General features: G+C 71.2%; 18 protein-coding genes. 12 read left to right on the top strand and 6 right to left on the bottom strand.

Features of this window, described 5'->3' with window-relative positions; genetic code table 11:
• Window positions 1-14: 14 nt before the first annotated feature.
• Complete coding sequence (locus AC1ROY_RS08890) at window positions 15-1001, top strand: Bug family tripartite tricarboxylate transporter substrate binding protein (RefSeq protein WP_493148439.1); 987 nt, start codon at window positions 15-17, stop codon at window positions 999-1001.
• On the opposite strand, the gene AC1ROY_RS08885 is transcribed toward AC1ROY_RS08890, so the two are convergent.
• The 6 genes from AC1ROY_RS08885 to AC1ROY_RS08860 form a co-directional block, all read right to left on the bottom strand.
• On the bottom strand, window positions 937-1899 hold the full coding sequence (locus AC1ROY_RS08885) for a LysR family transcriptional regulator (protein ID WP_493148438.1): 963 nt from the start codon (window positions 1897-1899) through the stop codon (window positions 937-939). The genes AC1ROY_RS08890 and AC1ROY_RS08885 overlap by 65 nt on opposite strands.
• A 96-nt stretch (window positions 1900-1995) precedes the next feature.
• Complete coding sequence (locus AC1ROY_RS08880) at window positions 1996-2982, bottom strand: Bug family tripartite tricarboxylate transporter substrate binding protein (protein WP_493148437.1); 987 nt, start codon at window positions 2980-2982, stop codon at window positions 1996-1998.
• A gap of 43 nt (window positions 2983-3025) precedes the next feature.
• A complete protein-coding gene (locus tag AC1ROY_RS08875) occupies window positions 3026-4195 on the bottom strand; it encodes a mandelate racemase/muconate lactonizing enzyme family protein (protein ID WP_493148436.1) in 1170 nt (389 codons plus the stop codon).
• Entirely contained in the window at window positions 4192-5202 is a 1011-nt protein-coding gene (locus tag AC1ROY_RS08870; RefSeq protein ID WP_493148435.1) for a hydroxyacid dehydrogenase, read from the bottom strand. The genes AC1ROY_RS08875 and AC1ROY_RS08870 overlap by 4 nt, the downstream gene beginning before the upstream one ends.
• 3 nt (window positions 5203-5205) lie before the next feature.
• Window positions 5206-6345 carry a mandelate racemase/muconate lactonizing enzyme family protein gene (locus AC1ROY_RS08865; RefSeq protein ID WP_493148434.1) on the bottom strand — a complete coding sequence of 380 codons (1140 nt, stop codon included), beginning with the start codon at window positions 6343-6345 and terminating at the stop codon, window positions 5206-5208.
• Window positions 6342-7121: a FadR/GntR family transcriptional regulator gene (locus AC1ROY_RS08860; RefSeq protein ID WP_493148433.1), complete on the bottom strand. Its 780-nt coding sequence runs from the start codon at window positions 7119-7121 to the stop codon at window positions 6342-6344. The genes AC1ROY_RS08865 and AC1ROY_RS08860 overlap by 4 nt, the downstream gene beginning before the upstream one ends.
• A gap of 165 nt (window positions 7122-7286) precedes the next feature.
• Between AC1ROY_RS08860 and AC1ROY_RS08855 the strand changes: the two genes are divergently transcribed.
• The 11 genes from AC1ROY_RS08855 (at window position 7287) to AC1ROY_RS08805 (ending at window position 19220) form a co-directional block, all read left to right on the top strand.
• On the top strand, window positions 7287-8393 hold the full coding sequence (locus AC1ROY_RS08855) for an enolase C-terminal domain-like protein (protein ID WP_493148432.1): 1107 nt from the start codon (window positions 7287-7289) through the stop codon (window positions 8391-8393).
• 239 nt (window positions 8394-8632) lie between these two features.
• The gene (locus AC1ROY_RS08850; protein ID WP_493149013.1) at window positions 8633-9079 is read left to right on the top strand and encodes a tripartite tricarboxylate transporter substrate-binding protein; all 447 of its coding nucleotides are present in this window, start codon (window positions 8633-8635) and stop codon (window positions 9077-9079) included.
• A gap of 150 nt (window positions 9080-9229) precedes the next feature.
• Window positions 9230-10852 (top strand): winged helix-turn-helix domain-containing protein, encoded by a 1623-nt coding sequence (locus AC1ROY_RS08845; RefSeq protein WP_493148431.1) that lies wholly within the window; start codon window positions 9230-9232, stop codon window positions 10850-10852.
• A gap of 414 nt (window positions 10853-11266) precedes the next feature.
• A complete protein-coding gene (locus tag AC1ROY_RS08840; protein ID WP_493148430.1) occupies window positions 11267-11881 on the top strand; it encodes a response regulator transcription factor in 615 nt (204 codons plus the stop codon).
• Window positions 11882-11889: 8 nt separating this feature from the next.
• Window positions 11890-12363 carry a response regulator transcription factor gene (locus tag AC1ROY_RS08835; protein WP_493148429.1) on the top strand — a complete coding sequence of 158 codons (474 nt, stop codon included), beginning with the start codon at window positions 11890-11892 and terminating at the stop codon, window positions 12361-12363.
• A gap of 122 nt (window positions 12364-12485) precedes the next feature.
• On the top strand, window positions 12486-14531 hold the full coding sequence (locus AC1ROY_RS08830; protein WP_493148428.1) for a PAS domain-containing sensor histidine kinase: 2046 nt from the start codon (window positions 12486-12488) through the stop codon (window positions 14529-14531).
• A gap of 398 nt (window positions 14532-14929) precedes the next feature.
• Entirely contained in the window at window positions 14930-16141 is a 1212-nt protein-coding gene (locus AC1ROY_RS08825) for an NAD(P)/FAD-dependent oxidoreductase (protein WP_493148427.1), read from the top strand.
• 29 nt (window positions 16142-16170) lie between these two features.
• On the top strand, window positions 16171-17145 hold the full coding sequence (locus AC1ROY_RS08820; RefSeq protein ID WP_493148426.1) for an alpha/beta fold hydrolase: 975 nt from the start codon (window positions 16171-16173) through the stop codon (window positions 17143-17145).
• A 76-nt stretch (window positions 17146-17221) separates the two neighbouring features.
• Complete coding sequence (locus AC1ROY_RS08815) at window positions 17222-17965, top strand: SDR family NAD(P)-dependent oxidoreductase (protein ID WP_493148425.1); 744 nt, start codon at window positions 17222-17224, stop codon at window positions 17963-17965.
• Between the two features lie 312 nt (window positions 17966-18277).
• Window positions 18278-18718, top strand: coding sequence for a hypothetical protein (locus tag AC1ROY_RS08810; RefSeq protein ID WP_493148424.1), 441 nt, complete (start codon window positions 18278-18280; stop codon window positions 18716-18718).
• Between the two features lie 22 nt (window positions 18719-18740).
• Window positions 18741-19220, top strand: coding sequence for a GNAT family N-acetyltransferase (locus AC1ROY_RS08805; RefSeq protein ID WP_493148423.1), 480 nt, complete (start codon window positions 18741-18743; stop codon window positions 19218-19220).
• Window positions 19221-19394 lie beyond the last annotated feature (174 nt).

Raw genomic sequence — 19394 nt, 5'->3', positions numbered from 1 at the left:
GAGGAGGAAACAGAATGAACAGAACAAGCGGATCACACTGGTCACGGCGCGGGCTCCTGGCGGCCGGCGCGGCGCTGCCGGCCACGCCCCTTCCCGCGCGGGCCCAGTCCTGGCCGGACCGGGGCGTGCGGATCATCGTCCCCTTCCCGCCCGGCGGCGCGATCGACGCCATGTCGCGGCTGGTCGCGCCGGCGGTCGAACGGGCCATCGGCCAGCCCGTGGTCGTGGAGAACCGTTCGGGCGCGGGCGGCGTGCCGGGAACGGAGGCGGCGGCGCAGTCCCGCGACGGGCACACGCTGCTGATGACCGCGCTCACCCACGTCCTGCTGCCGGCGCTGAACCGGCGGCTGCCCTATGACGCCTACGCGGATTTCGCGCCGGTCGCGCCGGTGGGCACGGTGGCCAATATCCTCGTGGTGCCCGCCGCCTCGCCCTACCGCAGCGTGCCGGAGCTCATCGCCGCGGCGCGGCAGCGGCCGGGGAGCCTGACCTATGGATCGGCCGGCTCGGGCACCTCGCTGCACCTCTGCGCCGCGCTGTTCTGCGCGCAGGCGGGGATCGACATGACGCATGTGCCCTATCGCGGCAGCGGGCCTTCCGTGACGGACCTGATCGCGGGGCGGCTGGATGCGATGTTCGACAGCGCCACCTCGGTCTCGCCGCACCTGGCGGCAGGCTCGCTGCGCGCACTCGCCGTCACCACGGCCCGGCGCAGCAGCCTGCAGCCGGAGCTGCCGACGATCGCCGAGGTGGCCGTGCCCGACTACGCCGTGGACTGGTGGTACGCGATGCTCGCCCCGCGCAGCATGCCCGAGGAGGGGATGCGCAAGGTGGGCGCGGCCGTGGGCGAGGCGCTGAAGCAGCCGGAGCTGCGCGAGCGCTTCGCCGCCATCCGCTGCGAGCCGATGCCGGGCGATGCCGCGGCACTCGGCGCCATCATCGCGCGCGACCGCGTGACCTGGACGGCGCTGGTGCAGCGGCTGGGGCTTCAGGCCCAGTAGGCAGGGCGTCCCGGGAGGCTTCCTCCGCGCAGACCCGCCGGAAGGCCGCGAGGGCGGGCGACGGGTCGTCCCGCCGGAACGCCGCATAGAGGCGGGTGGTGGGCTGCGGGCCCTCGCCGCGAAGGGGGCGATAGACCAGATCGCGCAGCTGCATCTGCTGGAGCGAGGCCGCCACGAGCGTCACGCCCATGTCGATCGCGGCGAGGGCCGTGGCGGACTGCATGTCCTCGGCCTCCTGGACGATGCGCGGGCTGAAGCCGCATTGCTGGCAGAAATGGATGATCTGGTCGGCGATGCTGGGGGAGGACTGGCCCCGGTAGAGGACGAAGCCCTGCTCCGAGAGATCCTGCAGCCGCAGGGCGGGCCGCGCCGCCAGCGGGTTCTCCCGGCTCAGCGCCACGACCAGCGGCTCCTCGAGCACGAGGTCGTGGTCGAGCTCCTCGTCCTGGGTGAGCGAGCGGACGAAGCCGATGTTCAGGCGGCGCTCCCGCAGCGCCTGGATCTGCTCGCCCTTGGGGCTTTGCCGCAGCTCCAGCGAGACGCCGGGGAAGCGGCGCCGGAAGAGCCGCAGGATGTTCGGGACGATGCCGAACATGGCCGATCCGGTGACGCCGACCGCCATGTGGCCGAGCTCGCCTCGCGCCGTGCGCTGCGCGGCGACGGCCGCCTGGCGCAGCCGCACGAGAAGCGGCCGGACCTCGCGAAGGAAGGTCTCGCCCGCCTCGGTGAGCGAGACGCGCTGTGCGTTGCGCGTGAAGAGGGCGACGCCGAGCTCCTCTTCCAGCATGCGGATCTGGCGGCTCAGCGGCGGCTGGGAGCGATGAAGCCGGTCGGCCGCACGCCCGAAGTGCAGCTCCTCGGCCAGGACGACGAAGTATTCCAGCTGGTTCAGCTTCATGGAGGGCGGTCGATTCCTTGCCGCAGAGGATGCGAATAGCACCGCCGCGAGCCCGTCAGCCATCTCCGCCGTGCCGGCGAGCCCCGCCACGGCCGGCTACTCCGCGCGGATGTTGTGTCCCCGGACGACCTCGCCCCACTTCGCCCGGTCGGCGGCGATCTGGCGCAGGAAATCCTGTTGCGAGCCGCCCAGCCGCTGCAGGCCGTTCTCGACGAAGCGGCGCTGGACGTCGGGCGCCTGCATCGCCTTGTTGATCTCCTCGTTCCAGCGCGCCGTCAGCTCGGCCGGCATGCGGCCCGGTCCGACGACGCCGAACCAGTTGTGGATGACGAATTGCGGCAGGCCCTGCTGCGAAATGACAGGCAGGTCCGGCATCAGGGGCGAGGCCTCGGCGGCGCCGTAGGCAATGGCGCGCAGCCCGCCGCCGCGGATCTGCCCCATGTATTCCGGCATGTTGCCGAACATCACGTCGACGCGCCCCGCGACGATGTCGAGGATGGCCGGCGCACCGCCGCGATAGGGCACCTGCTCGAACTGCGCGCCGGTCAGCGACATGAACAGCACGCAGGAGAGCTGCTGGCTCGAGCCCGGCCCGACCGTCGCGCAGCGCAGGCTCCGCGGGCGTTCCCGTCCGATGCGCGCAAGGTCCTGCCAGGTGCGGATCTCGCCGTTCGGATTGGCCACCAGGATGTTGTAGACCGATGCGACGTTGACGATCGGCGTCAGGTCGTTGTCCACGTCGTAGGGCACCTGCTGCAGCTGCGGCGTGATCGCCATGATGCCCATCGAGCCCAGCAGGATCGTGTACCCGTCGGGCGCCGAGCGCGCCGTCTCCTGCGTCGCGATCACGCCGGCCGCGCCGGTGCGGTTCTCGACGATCACGCGCTGGCCGATCTGCTGCGACAGCTGGTCAGCCAGGATCCGGCCCAGCAGGTCCGACGTGCCTCCGGGCGGGAAGGCGTTCAGGAAGCGCACTTCGCGGCGGAGGAAGCTCTCCTGGGCCGTGGCGGCCGGTATGCCGGCAGACAGGCCCATCGCAGCAACGGCGATGGCACCCAGGGCGCGGATGGCTGTTCTTGTCATGGTCGTCCTCCCTTATCTTGCCGCCCTCCCTGGGCGGGTGTCGTCAGGCCGTTCGGCCATAGCGCTCGAGGAACGCCTCCCGCAACGTGATGCCGAGGCCGGGGCGATCGGGGATCGCGACCATGCCGTCCTCGACCGGGAAGTCCTCCTCGATCAGATCGTGCAGCATCGGGTTGTGGCCGAGCGAGTATTCCAGGATGAACCCCGCCGACTGCGTCGCGGCGAGGTGCAGCCCCGCGGCGAAGGCCGGCGCGCCCGACCACAGATGCGGCGCGAGGCGCAGGTTGAAGGCGCTGGCGATGGCGCCGATGCGCATGCCCTCGGTGAGGCCGCCGGCGATGGCCAGGTCGGGCTGCAGCACGTCGGCGCCCCGCAGCTCGGCGATCTCGCGGAAGTCGTGGCGCGTGAACTCGCTCTCCCCTGTGCTGATCGGCACGGCGCTGCTGCGGCGCACCTCGGCCAGGCCCTGCTTGTCGTCGGCGCTCACCGGCTCCTCGAACCAGAAGAGGTCCTGGTCCTCGACCATGCGGCAGAAGGCCTTGGCCTCGGCGACCGTCCAGGTGCCGTGCGCATCCGCCATCAGCTTCACATCGGGGCCGAGCGCACGCCGCGCCGCGCGCACCCGCGCGGCGGACCGCGCCGGCGATCCGTCCATGATGCCGATGCGCATCTTCACCGCGCGGAAGCCCGCCTTGTCGCAATAGCCCTGGAGCTGCGCGCCGATATTCGCCTCGTCGGCCCAGCCGCCGGAGGCATAGGCCGGCATCCGCTCCGCCCGCCTGCCGCCGAGCAGCCGCCACACCGGCACGCCGAGCGACTTGCCGAGGATGTCCCACAGCGCGACGTCCACGCCGGCAATGGCGGAGATGGACAGCCCCCGACGGCCGAGCTGCGGCAGAACATGGCCTTCGGCCACCGCGTATCCTTCGCGCGGCGTGTTGTACATCACGTCCCACAGGCGCGAGATGTCGCGCGGATCCTGCCCCACCAGCAGCGGCGCGTAGTCCAGGTTGACGATGGCGGCGAGGCCCGCGCAGGCGGCCGCGCTGCCGACGCCGGCCTTGGCCTCGCCCCAGCCGGTGATGCCCTGGTCCGTCTCGATGCGCACGATGACGGAATCGAAGGAGGTCACGCGGCCGAAGTCGCTGACATGCTGCCGCTCATACGGGATCGGCACATGGCACCAGGTGCCCTGGACGCGGGTGATCTTCATGGGGCGGCGCTCTCCGCGGGCGTGTTGTGGCCAAGGGTGCGGCGACGGGCGCGGGACGCCTCCCAGGCCTCGGGGTTGAAGAGGTTCGCCGGGTGCATGCCGGCCAGGATGCGGACGGTGTCCCCGGCGGAGATGCGGCTGATCTCCGCGGCGCTTTCCGTCGACAGCCCGGCCGCGTGGGGCGTCAGGATGACGTTGGGCAGGCCGCGCAGAGGGTGATCGGTCGCCAGCGGCTGTGCCCAATAGACATCCAGCGCCGCGCCGCCGATGCGGCCTTCGCGCAAGGCCTCGACCAGCGGTGCCTCCTGCACGACGGCTCCGCGCGCGACGTTCAGCAGCCAGGCGGTCGGCTTCATGCGGCCCAGCATCGCCGCGTCCACGATGCCGCGCGTCTCGGGCGTCAGGGGACAGGCGAGGGCGACGTAGTCGCTCCCGGCGAACAGCTCCGGCAGCGGCGCGTAGGCGATGTGTCCCGGCAGGCCGGCCGGATTGCGGCGATGCCCCAGCACGCGCATGCCGAAGCCCAGCGCGGCGATGCGTGCGAGCCGCGAGCCGATATCGCCCACGCCGAGAATGCCGAGCGTCTTGCCGCGCAACTCGGTCGCGGTGGCGGAGCGGCCGCGCGCCGGGCCCCATCCCCTGGCGAGGTGATCGGCGTGCATCGCCTCGACATGCCGTGCCGCGGCCAGCATCTGCGCGACGAGGAATTCCGCCACCGCATCCGCATTGGCGCCGGGCACGTTGGCGACCAGCACGCCATGCGCGGTGCAGGATTCGACCGGGATCAGGTCCACGCCGACGCCGTGGCGCACGGCGGCAAGCAGGCGCGGCGCGTGGTCCAGCAGGTCGTCGGGCAGCTTCTGCCGCACGATCACGGCATCCGCATCGCGGCACAGCGCGCGCAGCGCATCGGGGCCGCTGCCGGCGAGGCGCAGGATCTCATGCCCGGCCTCCTGCAGGATCTGCTCGGCGATGGGCTCGACGGGATCGGTCAGGGCGACGCGCATCGTTCAGCCCACCTTCCAGCGCGCGAGCACGTCGCGATCCACCTCGATGCCGAGGCCAGGGCCGTCCGGCACGCGGACGATGCCCTTCACCTGCCGGATCGGGTCCTGCGCCAGGTCGTCGCGCAGCGGGTTCGGCGTCTGCTCGAATTCCAGCATGGGCGGGATGGGCCGGAAGGCCGGCGGCATGTCGGGCAGCGCGGCGAGGAACTGCACCGTCGCCGCCAGCCCGATCGCGCTGCCCCAGGCATGCGGCACGCATTCGACGCCATGGGCCGAGGCGAGCGTCGCGATCTTGCGGCATTCGCTGATGCCGCCCGCCGCGCAGAGATCGGGCTGCACGATATCCATCGCCTTGCGCGCGACGATGTCGCGGAAGCCCCAGCGGGTGAAGTCGTTCTCGCCGCCGGCCACCGCCATGTCGAGCGCGCGCGTGACCTCGACATAGCCGTCGTGATCCTCGGGGCTGATCGGCTCCTCGAACCACATCAGGTCCAGCGGCTCCATCATCCGCCCCAGCCGGATGGCCTGCGGCACGGTGAAGCAGTGGTTCGCATCCACGGCGAGCTTCACCTCGGGCCCGATCGCATCGCGCACCGCCTTCACGCGGCGGAAGTCCAGGGCCGGATCGCCGAGGCCGATCTTCATCTTGACGGCGCGGAAGCCCTGTTCCGCGTAGCCGACCGCCTCCTCGACCGCTTCCTCGACCAGGCGGTCCATGTCGATGAAGTAGAGGCCGGTCGCATAGGCCATTACCTCCGTGCGATGCGCTCCGCCGATCAGCTTGTGGATCGGCTTGCCGACCGCCCGGCCCATGATGTCCCACAGCGCGATGTCGATGCCCGACAGCGCGGTGATGGCGAAGCCCTGCGCGCCGTAGTCCTTGATGCGGTTGTACAGATCCTCCCAGACCACCTCCACGTCGAAGGGGTCGCGGCCCACGACGCGCGGGGCGTATTGCGTCTCGATCAGCGCCTTGTTCACCGCGGCGGGGCCGTAGCATTCGCCCCAGCCGGTGATGCCCTCATCGGTCGCGATCTCGACGACGCAGGAGGAGCGGGTGGCGTAGCGCCAGCCGCGCGCCGAGACGAAGGGCCTGTCCACCTTCGATTGCAGCAGGTGGCAGGTGATGGACGTGACCTTCATGAAGCCGCTTTTCCTCCGGGCATTCGTTGCTGCAGCAGCTCGTGCCAATAGGCCTCGGCCGATTGCAGATGGGCTCGCATCAGCCCCGCGGCGGCGGTGCCGTCGCCGGCGCGGATCGCCGCCGCCATGGCCTCGTGCTGGCGCTGGGCTTCCGGCGCGCGGCGGCCATCGGCGAAGTAGTGCCAGCGGCGCGTCCGCGAGAGCAGGTAGAAGGAATTGACGACGCGGCGCAGCACGCTGTTGCGCGTGGCCGCGGCGACGGCGAGGTGGAAGTCCGCGTCGCAGGCCGCGAAGTTCCCGTCCGCCGCGACCGTGCGGCGCCCCGCATCCAGCGCGGCATCGATGCGCGCCAGGTCCTCCTCCCGGCGGCGCAGCCCGGCGAGCTCGGTGCCCTGCACCTCGAGGATCCGGCGCAGCTCGATCAGCTCGGAAACCTCGCTTTCATCCAGCGGGACGCCGAGATCGGCGCGCAGCACGAGCGCGTCGAGGCTGCCGTCGCGATCCATGGCGCGGAGGTAGATGCCGGAATTCGGCCGGCGCTCGACCATGCGGACGGTCTCGAGCACCGCGATCGCCTCGCGCACCGCGTTGCGGCCGACATCGAAGCGCTCGGCGAGCTCGCGTTCCGAAGGCAGGCGCTCGCCCGAGGTCAGGCGCCGCTCCGCCACGAAGGTCAGGAGGCGCGCGACCAGATCGGACCGCTCGTCCTCGCGGCCGAACCCTCCCGAGATCGCAGCGCGTGCCGTGTCGCCTGGCGCCATTGGCTGGCCGTCCAAATTGGTCCCTCCAGATTGGTAGTGCCAATTTGACAGCCCTTCAAGAGGCTGGGCATCGTCGGCCGGCGACGCCGCCCGTCAGAAGCGCGCGTCGGAAGGAGGAAACGAGACCATGACCACCCGCACGCTCCGCGCGCCCCGCCGCACGGCACAGGGCTGAGCGCGATGAAGATCACCGACATCACGCTCACCCTCTTCGCCTGGAAGGACCTGCCCGTCATTTCCTATGGCGCGCATGCGGCAGGCGGCGGCGAGACGAAGATGGGCCTGCTCGCCATCGAGACCGACGAGGGCGTGACCGGCCATGCCTTCCTCGGCAGCGCGACGAATGGCGCGGACAGCGAGGCGGCCTCCCTGATCCGCACGCTGAAGCCGATGATGCTGGGCGAGGATCCCTTCGCGCGCGAAAAGCTGAATCTGAGGCTCTGGAGCCGCATCCGGCAGACCACGACGCGGGCGGTCGGCGCCATCGACATCGCGCTGTGGGACATCGCCGGCAAGGCGCTCGGCGTGCCGGTGTGGAAGCTGATCGGCAAGGTGCGCGACGCGATCCCGGCCTATGCGAGCTCCGCCGTGCTGCCTTCGGCCTCCGCCTATGCCGAGGAAGCGGTGCGCATCAAGGAGGCCGGCTGGGCCGCCTACAAGATCCATCCGCCGCAGCGGCTGAAGGACGACATCGCGGCCTGCGCGGCGGTGCGCCAAGCCGTGGGCGACGAGTTCCGCGTCATGCTCGATTCCACCTGGGGCTACGATTTCCCGACCGCGCTGCGCGTCGGCCGCGCGATCGAGGAGATGGGCTTCTACTGGTACGAGGACCCGCTGCACGACCAGGACGTCTACAACTACGTCAAGCTGCGCCAGACGCTGCGCATCCCCATCATGGCGACCGAGTATCCGATGACCGGGCTCGAGAGCTATCCGGTGTGGCTGATGAACCACGCGACCGACTACCTGCGCGGCGATGTGACGGTGAAGGGCGGGCTGACCACCTGCCTGAAGACGGCGCATCTGGCCCAGGCCTTCCGCATGAACTACGAGATCCACCATGGCGGGAATTCGCTGAACAACCTCGCCAACCTGCACCTCGCCATGTGCATCCCGAACACCGAGTTCTTCGAGGTGCTGCTGCCGGAGGCCGCGCAGAAATACGGGATGCTGGAGGAGATCGAGATCGGCGCCGACGGCATGGTGCGCGCGCCGGACAGGCCCGGCCTCGGCGCGGCGATCGATTTCGAGCTGATCCGCCGCAACGAGATCGCCGTGCTGCGCTGAGCGAGGGCCTCTGCCCGGCGAGGCGTTGGCCCCCTGCCCCGGTCTTCCTGTGCGCGCGTCACGACCTTTCGCGCGTCCATGCAAAGCGCCCCGCCGGAGATCCCGGGGGGCGCTGCGCGCCTTACGGACAGACCGCGGCGCCGCGGATGGGCAAAACGACCACAGGACAGGTTCCTCGATTGGCCCCCTCCGCCCGCAGCGGCCGGCATGGTCGTGTTGCGCCTATCGCCGCCTGACGCCTGCACCACGACGCGGCCGTCTACCGTTCGGAGACGCTCGGCGCCGTCGACATGTTCACGAGGCGGGTCCCCATGCTCATGGGGCCGCTGATCCCCGTGCTCGGCTCCGCGCGGGAAGGCAAGCTGCGCATCCTCGCGACCACCGCGCCGCAACGCCTCGGGATCCTGCCGGACGTGCCGACCGTCGCGGAGGCGGGCTTCCCCGAGATGGGAATGGTGTACTGGAACGGCACCTTCGCGAGCAGCGAAGTCCCCCGGCCCATCGTGGATCGCCTCAATGCGGCCTTCGTGGCGTCGATGGCCGCGCCGAACGTGCTCGCCGCCCTGGAAAGAGTCCCCGAGCCGGAGCTGGCGCCCAGCACGCCCAAGGCCTTCGACGCCATCGTCCGCCGCGATCGCGCGCGGCTGGGCGGCATCATCCGGGAGTACGGGGTCTCGGTGGAATAGGGCGCGGCGACGCCCTGCATCCCGGCAGGGCCGCGCATTCATTCTCCGCCGATCGGACGACGCGCTGAGGCACAGATTCGGCGCTGTGGCTGGAGCGAGCCGCCGCTGCTATGGATTGCCCCGATGTGACCCGACGGACGGAACTTCTTCATGGAGGCAGAAAGCTACGCCTTCGGACCTTTCGTGTTCCACTCCCTCAGCCGCCGCCTGGAGAAGCACGGCGAGCTCGTCCTGCTCAGCTCCCGCGCGACGGAGCTCCTGCTGCTCCTGCTGAGGCGCGCGGGCGCGCTCGTGACCAAGGACGAGCTGCTGCACGCCGGCTGGGGCAACCGGATCGTGGCCGAGAACAACCTGACCGTGCACATGGCCGCGCTTCGCCGCGTGCTGCGCGACGGCGGCGAGGCCGACAGCCATATCCGGACCGAGCATGGCCGGGGCTACCGCTTCGTCACGCCCGTCGAGATCGCGCAGACCGAGCGGGACAGCCTGCCCGGCGCATCGACGGCCCGCCCCGGCGCCGGACCGGACATGCGGCGCATCTCCGTCCTGGTCTCGCCGGTCCAGAGCCCGCCGAATGACGAGACCACCCGCTCGCTGGCGCAGGAGGTCGAGCGGCACCTCATGGTGCAGCTGTCCCGGGTGCATGACGCGCTCGTGGTCGGCATGCCCGCCGGCGGCCTCGATGCGGACGTATCCTCCGCCCGAGGCCGGGCCTCCCCGCCGGACCGCAGGGCGCGCTACGTCCTCCGGACCTCGATCCGGCCGAAGGGCGATGCCGTCGAGGTCATTTCCATGGTCGACGACGCCTCCAGCGGATCGATCGTCTGGGCCGACAGGCTCGAGCACCGCCACATCGGCCTGAGCTCGATGGAGAACGAGATCGCGGGCCGCCTGATCCACGCGGTGGTCACGGAGCTGATCGATCGCGAGGCCGCGCAGGGCCCTCCCGGGGAGGCGCTGCCCACCGCCGATGCCCGCTACGGCGCCCTGCGCGGCTGGAGCGCGCTCAACCGCGGGCTGGTGTTTCCCCAGGACCTCGCCGAGGCCCGGCAGTGGTTCGACCGCGCGCTCCTCGCCGATCCGTCGCATGCGCCCGCCCTGGCGGGATCGGCCTATGCGATCGTCGCGGACAACATCCGGGTCACCACCCAGCTTCGCTCCCTGGGGAGCAACTCGAGCCGCGCCGATCTCCGCCTGGCCGACGACATGGCGACGCAGGCGGTCGCACGGGCTCCCGACTGGCCGAAGGCCTGGTTCTGCCGCGGCTATGTGAGGCTCTGGCAGCGGCGGTTCGGCGAGTCGCTGCTCGCCCTCGACCGCGCCCTGTCGCTCGATCCCTGCGATCCCGAGGCGCAGGCCTATGCCGGCCATGTCGCCTTCCTGGCCGGCGATGTGGACGCGATGCCGGGGCCGGTCCGGCATGCGATCGCCCTCAGCCCGCGGAACCGCGGCGCCGGGCTCTGGCACCTCTGGCTGGGCCTGCATGATTTCTGGCACGAGCGGGACGAGCTCTCGATCCCGCATTTCATGCGGGCCACGGACCTCTCGCCCAGCCTGATCTATCCCTCGAGCTTCCTCGCCAGCGCGCAGGCCCATGCCGGCCGGATCCCGGAGGCGCGCAGCACCCTCGACTCCTGGTGCGAGGCCATGGGGGGCTTCCGCCTCACGATCGAGCACCTGCGCGCGCAGGTCTTCTCCGACCATCCCGACTACCTGGCCGGGCATCAGCGCCTCTACCGCGGCCTGCGCCTGATCGGGGTTCCGGAGCGCTGAGCCGCCGGCCGCTTCCGTCCGCCAAGGGAGGCCGGCCCGAAAGCCAAGCTTCCCATGCCCTTAGCAACTATTAGGAAGATCACGAAGGACCTGGGCAAATGTCCACCCTATAGGGTCGGACGGCCAGCAAGGAGGCCTGTCGTGATCCCGAACCCGTCAACAGGTGCAACCCCGCGCGCGGGAGGTGCCGTCGAGCCAGGCGCCAGCCCGCCGGCGCACGGCCCCGGGCGGCCCCATGGCGCGCGCCCGGGGCCGGCAGGCGGCGGGCAGGCCTGGCGCCGGACGGCCGAGGCGGCGCCGTCGCCCCTCGACCTGCGGAGGGCCCATGCCAGGGCCTCCGGAGCGCGCCCGCCCGTCAGCCTCGTGCCGCAATCCGGGGCGAAGGCGGCGGAGCTCGCCGCTGAGCAACCGCTGGTGACCATCGTGGATGACGATCCGGAGATGCGGCTGGCCCTGGAGGAGCTGATGTTCTCCGTCGGCCTCGACACGATCTGCTTCTCCTCCACCCGGGACCTGCTGGCCGCCGAGCTGCCGGACAGGCCGGGCTGCCTGATCCTGGACGTCCGCATGCCCGGGCTGAGCGGCCTCGATCTCCAGCGCCATCTCGCCCTGACGGGCAGCATGAAGCCGATCGTCTTCCTCACCGCCCATGGCGACATCCCGATGACGGTGCAAGCCATGAAGGCGGGGGCCATCGACTTCCTGACGAAGCCCCACCGGGACCAGGCCCTGCTCGATGCCGTGACCCTCGGAATCGAGACGGATGTCGCCCAGCGGGCCTCCGCGCGGATCTCCGAACAGCACGCCGAGCGCCTCAGGACCCTCACCTCGCGCGAGCACCAGGTGCTGCGCCAGCTGGTGCTGGGCAAGCTCAACAAGCAGATCGCCTTCGACCTCGGCATCAGCGACGTCACCGTGAAGCTCCATCGCAGCAACGTGATGCGGAAGATGAAGGCCAACTCGATCGGCGACCTGATCCGCGCCTGGGAAGCCGTTCCCGCGACCGTGCGCCCAGACGAAGCCGCCTGACCCATGGCATGGCCGGACAGCAGCGCCGTTCCGGCCGGAACCGCGGCACGCCATCCGATCGGGCGACGTCAACGAGGACCCTCTGCTTGTGCCATTCCCCGCTTGTCGCGGTCGTCGACGACGACGCAGCTGTCCGCGAGGCGCTCTCCGATCTCCTGCTGGTGGTCGGTCTCGCGAGTCGCCCGTTCCCGCAGGCTGAAGCGTTCCTGGCCGCCTATCTCCCCGACCTGTTCGACTGCCTCGTCACCGACCTCCGGATGCCGGGCATGGGCGGCCTGGAGCTTCTGCGGAGAATGAAGGCGCTCGCTCCGTCGATGCCGGTCATCGTGATCACCTCCTCCACGGAGCCCGCCGTCCATCGCGCCGTCATCGACGGCGGCGCGATGGCCTGCCTGACGAAGCCGATCATGAGCGACGAGCTGATCCGCCATCTGAAGGCGATCGGCTTCGACTGCGGCGGGGGGACGGTCGGCGGAGCCTGATCCCCGGCAGGGGTCGCCCCTGCCGGCCATGCCAGCGAAGCGCGGGTCGGAAGCTCAACTCGGAAACAGGTCGCTCGCCTCGGAGATGGTCGAGGCGATGCGCATCAGGAGGGTGCCGCAGCATGGTGGAGAAGCGTCTTACGGCGGTCGATCGCAGCATCCTTCCGGCCGCCGGCGGGGAGCTGGCGGATCTCGTCTCCGACAGCGTGATCGTCTGCGACCTGGACGGCGTCATCCGCTACTGGAATCCCGCCTCCGAGTCCCTCTACGGCTGGCCCGCCATGGCGACGCTGGGCCGGGGGATCGACGAGTTCTCGCCGAGCGCCTCGCTGGAGGCGGAGCACCGGCGCCAGCTGCTGCGCGAAGGCCACTGGCACGGGCCGGTCCGCCGCTGCACGTCGATGGGAACGCAGGTCACGGCCTCCGTCCGGCGGGTGGTCCGCCACGACCATGCCGCGCTGCCGGTCGATATCGTCGAGTACGGGCGGAGCGGCGCCATCGGCGTCGCGGAAGCCGATGCGCGCACGCTCGCCGAGCCGCACAGCAGCGGGGCGGCCTGCTGGGAGCTCGACACCTCCGGCGCGCGCCTGACGGCCGATCCCGGCCCCGAGCACCGGCAGGCCGCCTTCGAGGAGCTGCTGGCGGCGACGCGCATCGTCGACGTGAACGAAAGGGCGGCCCGCCTGTTCGGCGGCAATGTCGGCCGCGAGGACATGGCCGGCCAACCGGTGGCGAAGTTCTGGCCGGGGGAGAGCCAGGGCGACCTCGCCGGGCTTCTCCTCGACGTCGCGGCCCGGAAGCCTTCGGAGATCATCCAGAGGCGCGTGACGGGCAGTTCCTGTCCCCTGCGGGAGGCCTCGCTGACGGCATGGCGCTCCTTCGCCCGCGGCCGCAAGGACACCGTGTTCCTCATGGTCCGCGGCACCGCCGTGGACGACCGGACGGCCTGGGAGCTGCAGGCCAGCGAGGAGCGCTACCGCAAGCTCATCCACTACATGCCGACGGCCCTGCTGCAGGTCGACGCCCGCGCGGCGGGGGAGATCTTCGACCGCCTCAAGAGCGACGGAGTGACGGATATCGTGGCTTTCCTCGATCAGCATCCGGAGCTGGTCGAGCTCGGAAAGGACATCGTGCGCGTCACGGAGGTGAACCGCGAGGCGGTCGGCCTGTTCCGCACCCGCCAGGCGGCCGAGCTCATCGGGCCGGTCCGCTACCTCTTCGCCGCCACGCCCGAGGCCGCCAAGCGGGTGATGGTCGCGCATTTCCAGGGCAAGCGGAACCACACCGAGCAGGCCAGGATCCTCACCTTCGACGGCCAGCTCCGCGACGTCCTGATCTGCGCCACCTATCCGATGCCGCCCGAGCAGCAGGACACCACCTTCATCACCATCGAGGACATCACCGAGCGGCTGCGCACCGAGGCCCAGCTCCGGCAGCACCAGGCCGACCATGCCCATGCGGCCCGGCTCTCGACGCTCGGGGAGCTGGCCACCTCCATCGCGCACGAGGTGAAGCAGCCGCTCGCGGCCATCGTGACGAATGCGGAGACCAGCCTGCGATGGCTCTCCCGCGAGCCCGTCAACACCGAGAAGATCCAGCAGCTGACGGGCCGGATCATCTCGAGCGCGCGGCGCGCGAGCGACATCATCCAGCACGTCCGCTCGATGGCGCAGAGCGGGGAACGGGAACGGATTCCGCTCGACGCCAGGGATGTCGTCGAGGAAGCGCTGCTCTTCGTGCATCACGACATCGAGTCGAAGCACATCGAGCTGACCATCGCGGCCGATCCCGCGCGCCCGATGGTCCTCGGGGACCGGATCCAGCTGCAGCAGGTCGTCGTCAACCTGATCGTCAACGGCATCCAGGCCATCTGCCAGGCGGATCCTCCCGAGCGCCGCATCCGGATCTGCATCGGGACCGGTGCCGGGGGCGCGCTGAGCCTCTCCATCCGCGACAACGGGCCGGGCATTCCCGCCCCCGATCTGGACCGCGTCTTCGAGAGCTTCTTCACGACGAAGCCCGAAGGCATGGGGATCGGCCTCGCCGTCTGCCACTCCATCATCGGCGCCCATGGCGGCAGCATCGAAGCCTCGAACCATCCCGAGGGCGGCGCCTGCTTCCGGATCTCGCTGCCCGCCGCGCCTTCGCGCCGGCGCGCCGCGGGCTGAGGCGTTCAGGCTCGTCCTGCCGCCCGGCGGCAGGACGGCTTCCGGTCTTCCCCACGACAATCCACGCCCGGCGATCGGCATGCGCGGGCATGACCGCATGCCGCAGCGTCCAGGCCGGTGCGTCCGGCCAGCCCCTTCGAGCGAATGCGCAGGCACACCTCCGCTTTCGGGAGCGGCCCGTCGCGAATCCCGCCGGGCCGAGCCTCCGCGCCGCACCGCATCGATGTCCCCATCGCCCGGGAGCCAGGCTCATCGAGCCATTGGCGAGGCCAACCTACCCGGCCGGACAATATCGGCCGCCTGCCGAAGCCGGCCATTCTCCGCCCAGGCGACACGCCCCCGGGCGCCCGAGCGGGAACCGGAAGCGGGTGCCACCGCAACGGACGGAAGGCTCAGTCATGCAACAGCGAATCATCATCATCGGCGCCGGCTTCGCGGGAATGTACGCGGCGCTGTCCGCCGCGCGCCTGCGCGGCGCGCAGGGCGTCCCGCCCGCAGAGCTGCAGATCGCGCTGGTGGCGCCGTCGCCGACGCTCGTGATCCGGCCGCGCCTCTACGAGCCGAATCCCGAGACGCTCACCGCGCCGCTCGGCGAGGTCCTGAAGGCCATCGACGTCCTCTACGTGCAGGGCCGCGTCGAGAAGATCGACACGCAGGCCCGCTCGGTCGAGGTCATCCCCGCCGAAGGCCGTCCGCACGCGATGGCCTATGACCGGCTGGTGCTGGCGACGGGCAGCGAGCTGTTCCGCCCGAGCATCCCGGGCCTCGCGGAACACGCCTTCAGCGTCGACAGGCTGGAGGACGCCATCGCGCTCGACCGCCACCTGCAGGGCCTGGCCGACCGGCCGGACTCCGATGCGCGGAACACCGTCGTCGTGGCCGGCGGCGGCTTCACGGGCATCGAGGTCGCGACCGAGATGCCCGCGCGGCTCCGCGCCGTCCTCGGCCAGGACGCCCGGCCGCGCGTCGTGATCGTCGAGCGCAACGGCGCGGTCGCGCCCGACATGGGCGCCGGCCCGCGCCCCATCATCGAGGGCGCGCTGAAGGAGCTCGGGATCGAGACGCAGCTCGGCACCGGCGTGGCGTCGGTGGACAAGGGCGGCGTCACGCTCGGCAACGGGTTGCGCATCGAGAGCGGGACCGTGATCTGGGCGGCCGGCATGCGCGCCGCGCCGCTGACCGCACAGATCCCGGCCGAGCGCGACAATTTCGGCCGCCTGCTCGTCGACCGGGACCTGCGCGTTCCCGGCGTGGCGGGCGTGCTCGCGACGGGCGACGCGGCGAAGGCCGCCTGCGACGACCTCGGCAACTTCGCGCTGATGTCGTGCCAGCACGCCACGCGGATGGGCGCCTTCGCCGGCAACAACGCGGCGGCCGAGCTGCTGGGCGTGCCGACGACGGCCTATCACCAGAAGGCCTACGTCACCTGCCTCGACCTCGGAGCGGCGGGTGCCGTCTTCACCCGCGGCTGGGACCGCAAGGTCGAGCTCGCCGGCGCCGAGGCGAAGAAGCTGAAGCACGAGATCAACACGGTGTGGATCTACCCGCCGCGCGCCGAGCGCGCCGCGGCGCTGGCCTCCGCGGAGCCCGCGCGCGTCACCGACCTCTAAGCCCCTCAAGCACCCAGCAGGATACGACGATGACCGACACCCCGATTCCTTCCGCCGAGACCGTGCGCCGGGCCCTCCTGTTCACCGGCATCGGCGCCGGCGCCGCCATGGCCGCGCCGGCGCCCGCCGCAGCCCAGCCGGCGGGACGGCCGGCTTCCGCGGCGGCCCACGCGCCCCGGCGGACGGGCACCGTCACCATCCGCGACGGCGCCGAGATCTTCTACAAGGACTGGGGCACCGGCCCGGTCGTCACCTTCTCCCATGGCTGGCCGCTGAACTCCGACGCCTGGGACGGGCAGATGCTCTTCCTCATGAAGAACGGCTATCGCTGCGTCGCCGTCGACCGGCGCGGCCACGGCCGCTCCAGCCAGGTGTCCACGCGCAACGACATGGACGGCTATGCGGACGACCTCGCCGCCGTGATCGAGGCGCTCGACCTCCGGGACGCGGTGCTGGTCGGCCATTCCACCGGCGGCGGCGAGGTCGCGCGCTATATCGGGCGTCACGGCACGCGGCGCGTGAAGAAGGCCGTGCTGGTCGCCGCCGTGCCGCCGCTCATGCTGCAGACCCCGGCCAATCCGGAAGGCCTGCCGATGGAGGTCTTCGACCGGATCCGCGCCGGCGTCGCGGGCAACCGCTCGCAATTCTACCGGGAGCTGGCGGTCGCCTTCTACGGCGCGAACCGGCCGGGCGCCGAGGTCCCGCAGGGCACGCTCGACCAGTTCTGGCTCTGGAGCATGCAGGCGGGCGCGCTGAACGCCTACGACTGCGTGAAGGCCTTCTCCGAGACGGATTTTTCCGAAGATCTGCGGAAGTTCGACGTGCCCACGCTCGTCCTGCACGGCGAGGACGATCAGATCGTGCCCGTCCGGGATTCGGCGCGGAAGTCGGCGCGCCTCATCCGCGGCGCCACGGAGATCTACTACCCCGGCGCGCCGCACGGCCTGACGGCGACGCATGCCGACCGCTTCAACGCCGACCTGCTGGCCTTCCTCCGGAGCTGAATCCGTTCCGGCGCGCTTCCGGCATGGCTTCCGCACCGGAAGCGCGCCGTTCCCCGAAAAAAAGAGAGTCATGGACATGCAAGACAAGGTGGCCATCGTCACCGGCGGAGGCGCGGGCATCGGCCTGGCCGCCGCGCGGATCTTCGCCAGGGCGGGAGCCAGGGTCCTCATCACCGGCCGCCGCGCGGCGGCGCTGGAGGCTGCGGCGGCCGGCGAGGCGAACATCGCGACCCTGGTGGCGGATGCGAGCCTTCCCGACGACGCGCCCCGCACGGTCGAGGCAGCGCTGGCCCGGTGGGGACGCCTCGACGTCCTCGTCAACAACGCCGGCGCGGGCAGCCCGCGGGGCCTGGCCGAGACGTCGCCGGCGCATCTGCAGAAGATCTACGCCGCGAACGTGTTCGGGCCCGCCCTGCTGGCCGCGGCGGCCCTTCCCCATCTGGAGAGGAGCAGGGGCTGCATCGTCAACGTCTCGAGCACGCTCGCGCGGAAGCCGCTCGCCGGCTTTGCGGACTACGCCGCCAGCAAGGCGGCGCTGGAGCAGATGACGCGCTGCTGGGCCCTCGAGCTGGCGGCGTCCGGCGTGCGGGTCAACGCCATCGCCGCGGGGCCGGTCGAGACGGGGTTCCTGCAGGAGCGCATGGGCTTCGCCCAGGAGGAGGCCGACGCGATCCGGGAGCGCGAGCGGGCCCTCATCCCGCTGGGCCGCCGCGGCGAGGCCGACGATGTCGCAGCCTGGATTCTCGCGCTGGCCAGCGACCAGGCCGCCTGGGTGACGGGCCAGGTGCTGGGCGTCGACGGGGGCTTCGTCCTCGCATGAGCCCGCAGCCCATATCTCCGGCGGAGCAGGAGCGGCCCGAGGTCGCGCCCAGCGCGGCCGGGATGGGAGGTCGAGCAATCCTCCCGGACCGGACCGGCGCCTTTCGCGGAGTGGCTCGCCCGCATGCTGCGCCGGGTGGGGGCCTGGCCGAATGATCCGGCCTCTCCCCATCGCGCCGCGTCGGGGCCCGGAACGTCGCGCTGAAGGAGACCGCCGAAGGCGGGTTCACCATGGCCGGTTCATGCCATAGGCCCGGGCGCGGACACGTCGCAGACCGGGCTTCCCTGCCTCCGAGTGGATGGGAGCTTCGTGATGGAAGCAGGCTACATTTCCGCTTTCGCCGCCCTGGCCGGCTCCGCGATCGGCGCGCTGGCCTCGCTCGCGACGAGCTGGCTCACCCAGGCGTCGCAGGCGCGGGCCACCCAGCGCGCGCAGGACCGGGCGCGCCGCGAGGCCCTCTACGGCGACTTCATCCGGGAGGCGTCGCGGCTCTTCGGCGACGCCTTCGAGCATCAGCTCGACGATCCCGCGAAGCTCGTGCACCTTTACGCCATCGTGAGCATGCTCCGGCTCTTCGGCCAGCCGCGGACGCTGCACGAGGCGGAGCAGGTCATGAACCGGATCGGGGCGGCCTATTTCGAGCCGAACAAGGAGCTGCGGCTCTTCGCCGACATCACCCATGCCGGCGAGCTCGATCCGCTCTGCGCCTTCAGCCAGGCCTGCCGGGACGAGCTGCAGATCTATCGGCCGTGACGGCGGGATCGTGAGGACGGGAATGATCGAGATCAGGTCCATGGTCCGCGAGGACGTGCCCGAGCTGCTGCGGCTCATGGAGGGCATCGTCACCTATGAGCGCGGCAGCGGCTTCCGGCTCACCGAGGCGGAGCTGCTGCGCCGCGGCTTCGGCGAGCGCCCGGAATTCGGCGCCTTCGTGGCGGACCGCGGCGACGGCCGGCTGGCGGGCATGGCCGTGCATTACGAGATCGCCTTCATGCACACGCTGGAGCCGCTGCTCATGATGAAGTGGCTCTACGTGGATCCGGAGCATCGCGGCGGCCGGGTCGGGCGCCGGCTGGTGCAGCGCATGGCGCGCCACGCCGTGGAGACGGGGCACGGGAAGTTCTGCTGGTTCGTGCTGAAGGACAACGCGCGGGCCCAGGCCTTCTATCGCGGGATCGGCGCCACGCCCGATCCCGACTGGGACCGCTGGATGCTGGGACCGGACGCGATGGCCTCCCTGGCGGCCGGGGGATGACCTTGCGCTGAGGCCGGGGGCTCGTGGCTTCTGGCCATTGCCCCCCACCTGCGATATCGGGGATTGCCGGCGGACGATTCGGCATCGGAGGCCTCCTCTACGGGCAAACACCGCGGGAGGATCGGTTGGCGACGCCATCCGGCGTCCTCTGGACAGCCCTCGCCGGATCACTCC

It is taken from the genome of Roseococcus sp. GW821-FHT12F05, assembly GCF_058806835.1.
Note: the sequence above shows the minus strand (reverse complement) of the source record. Positions and strands in the feature narration are given on the sequence as shown.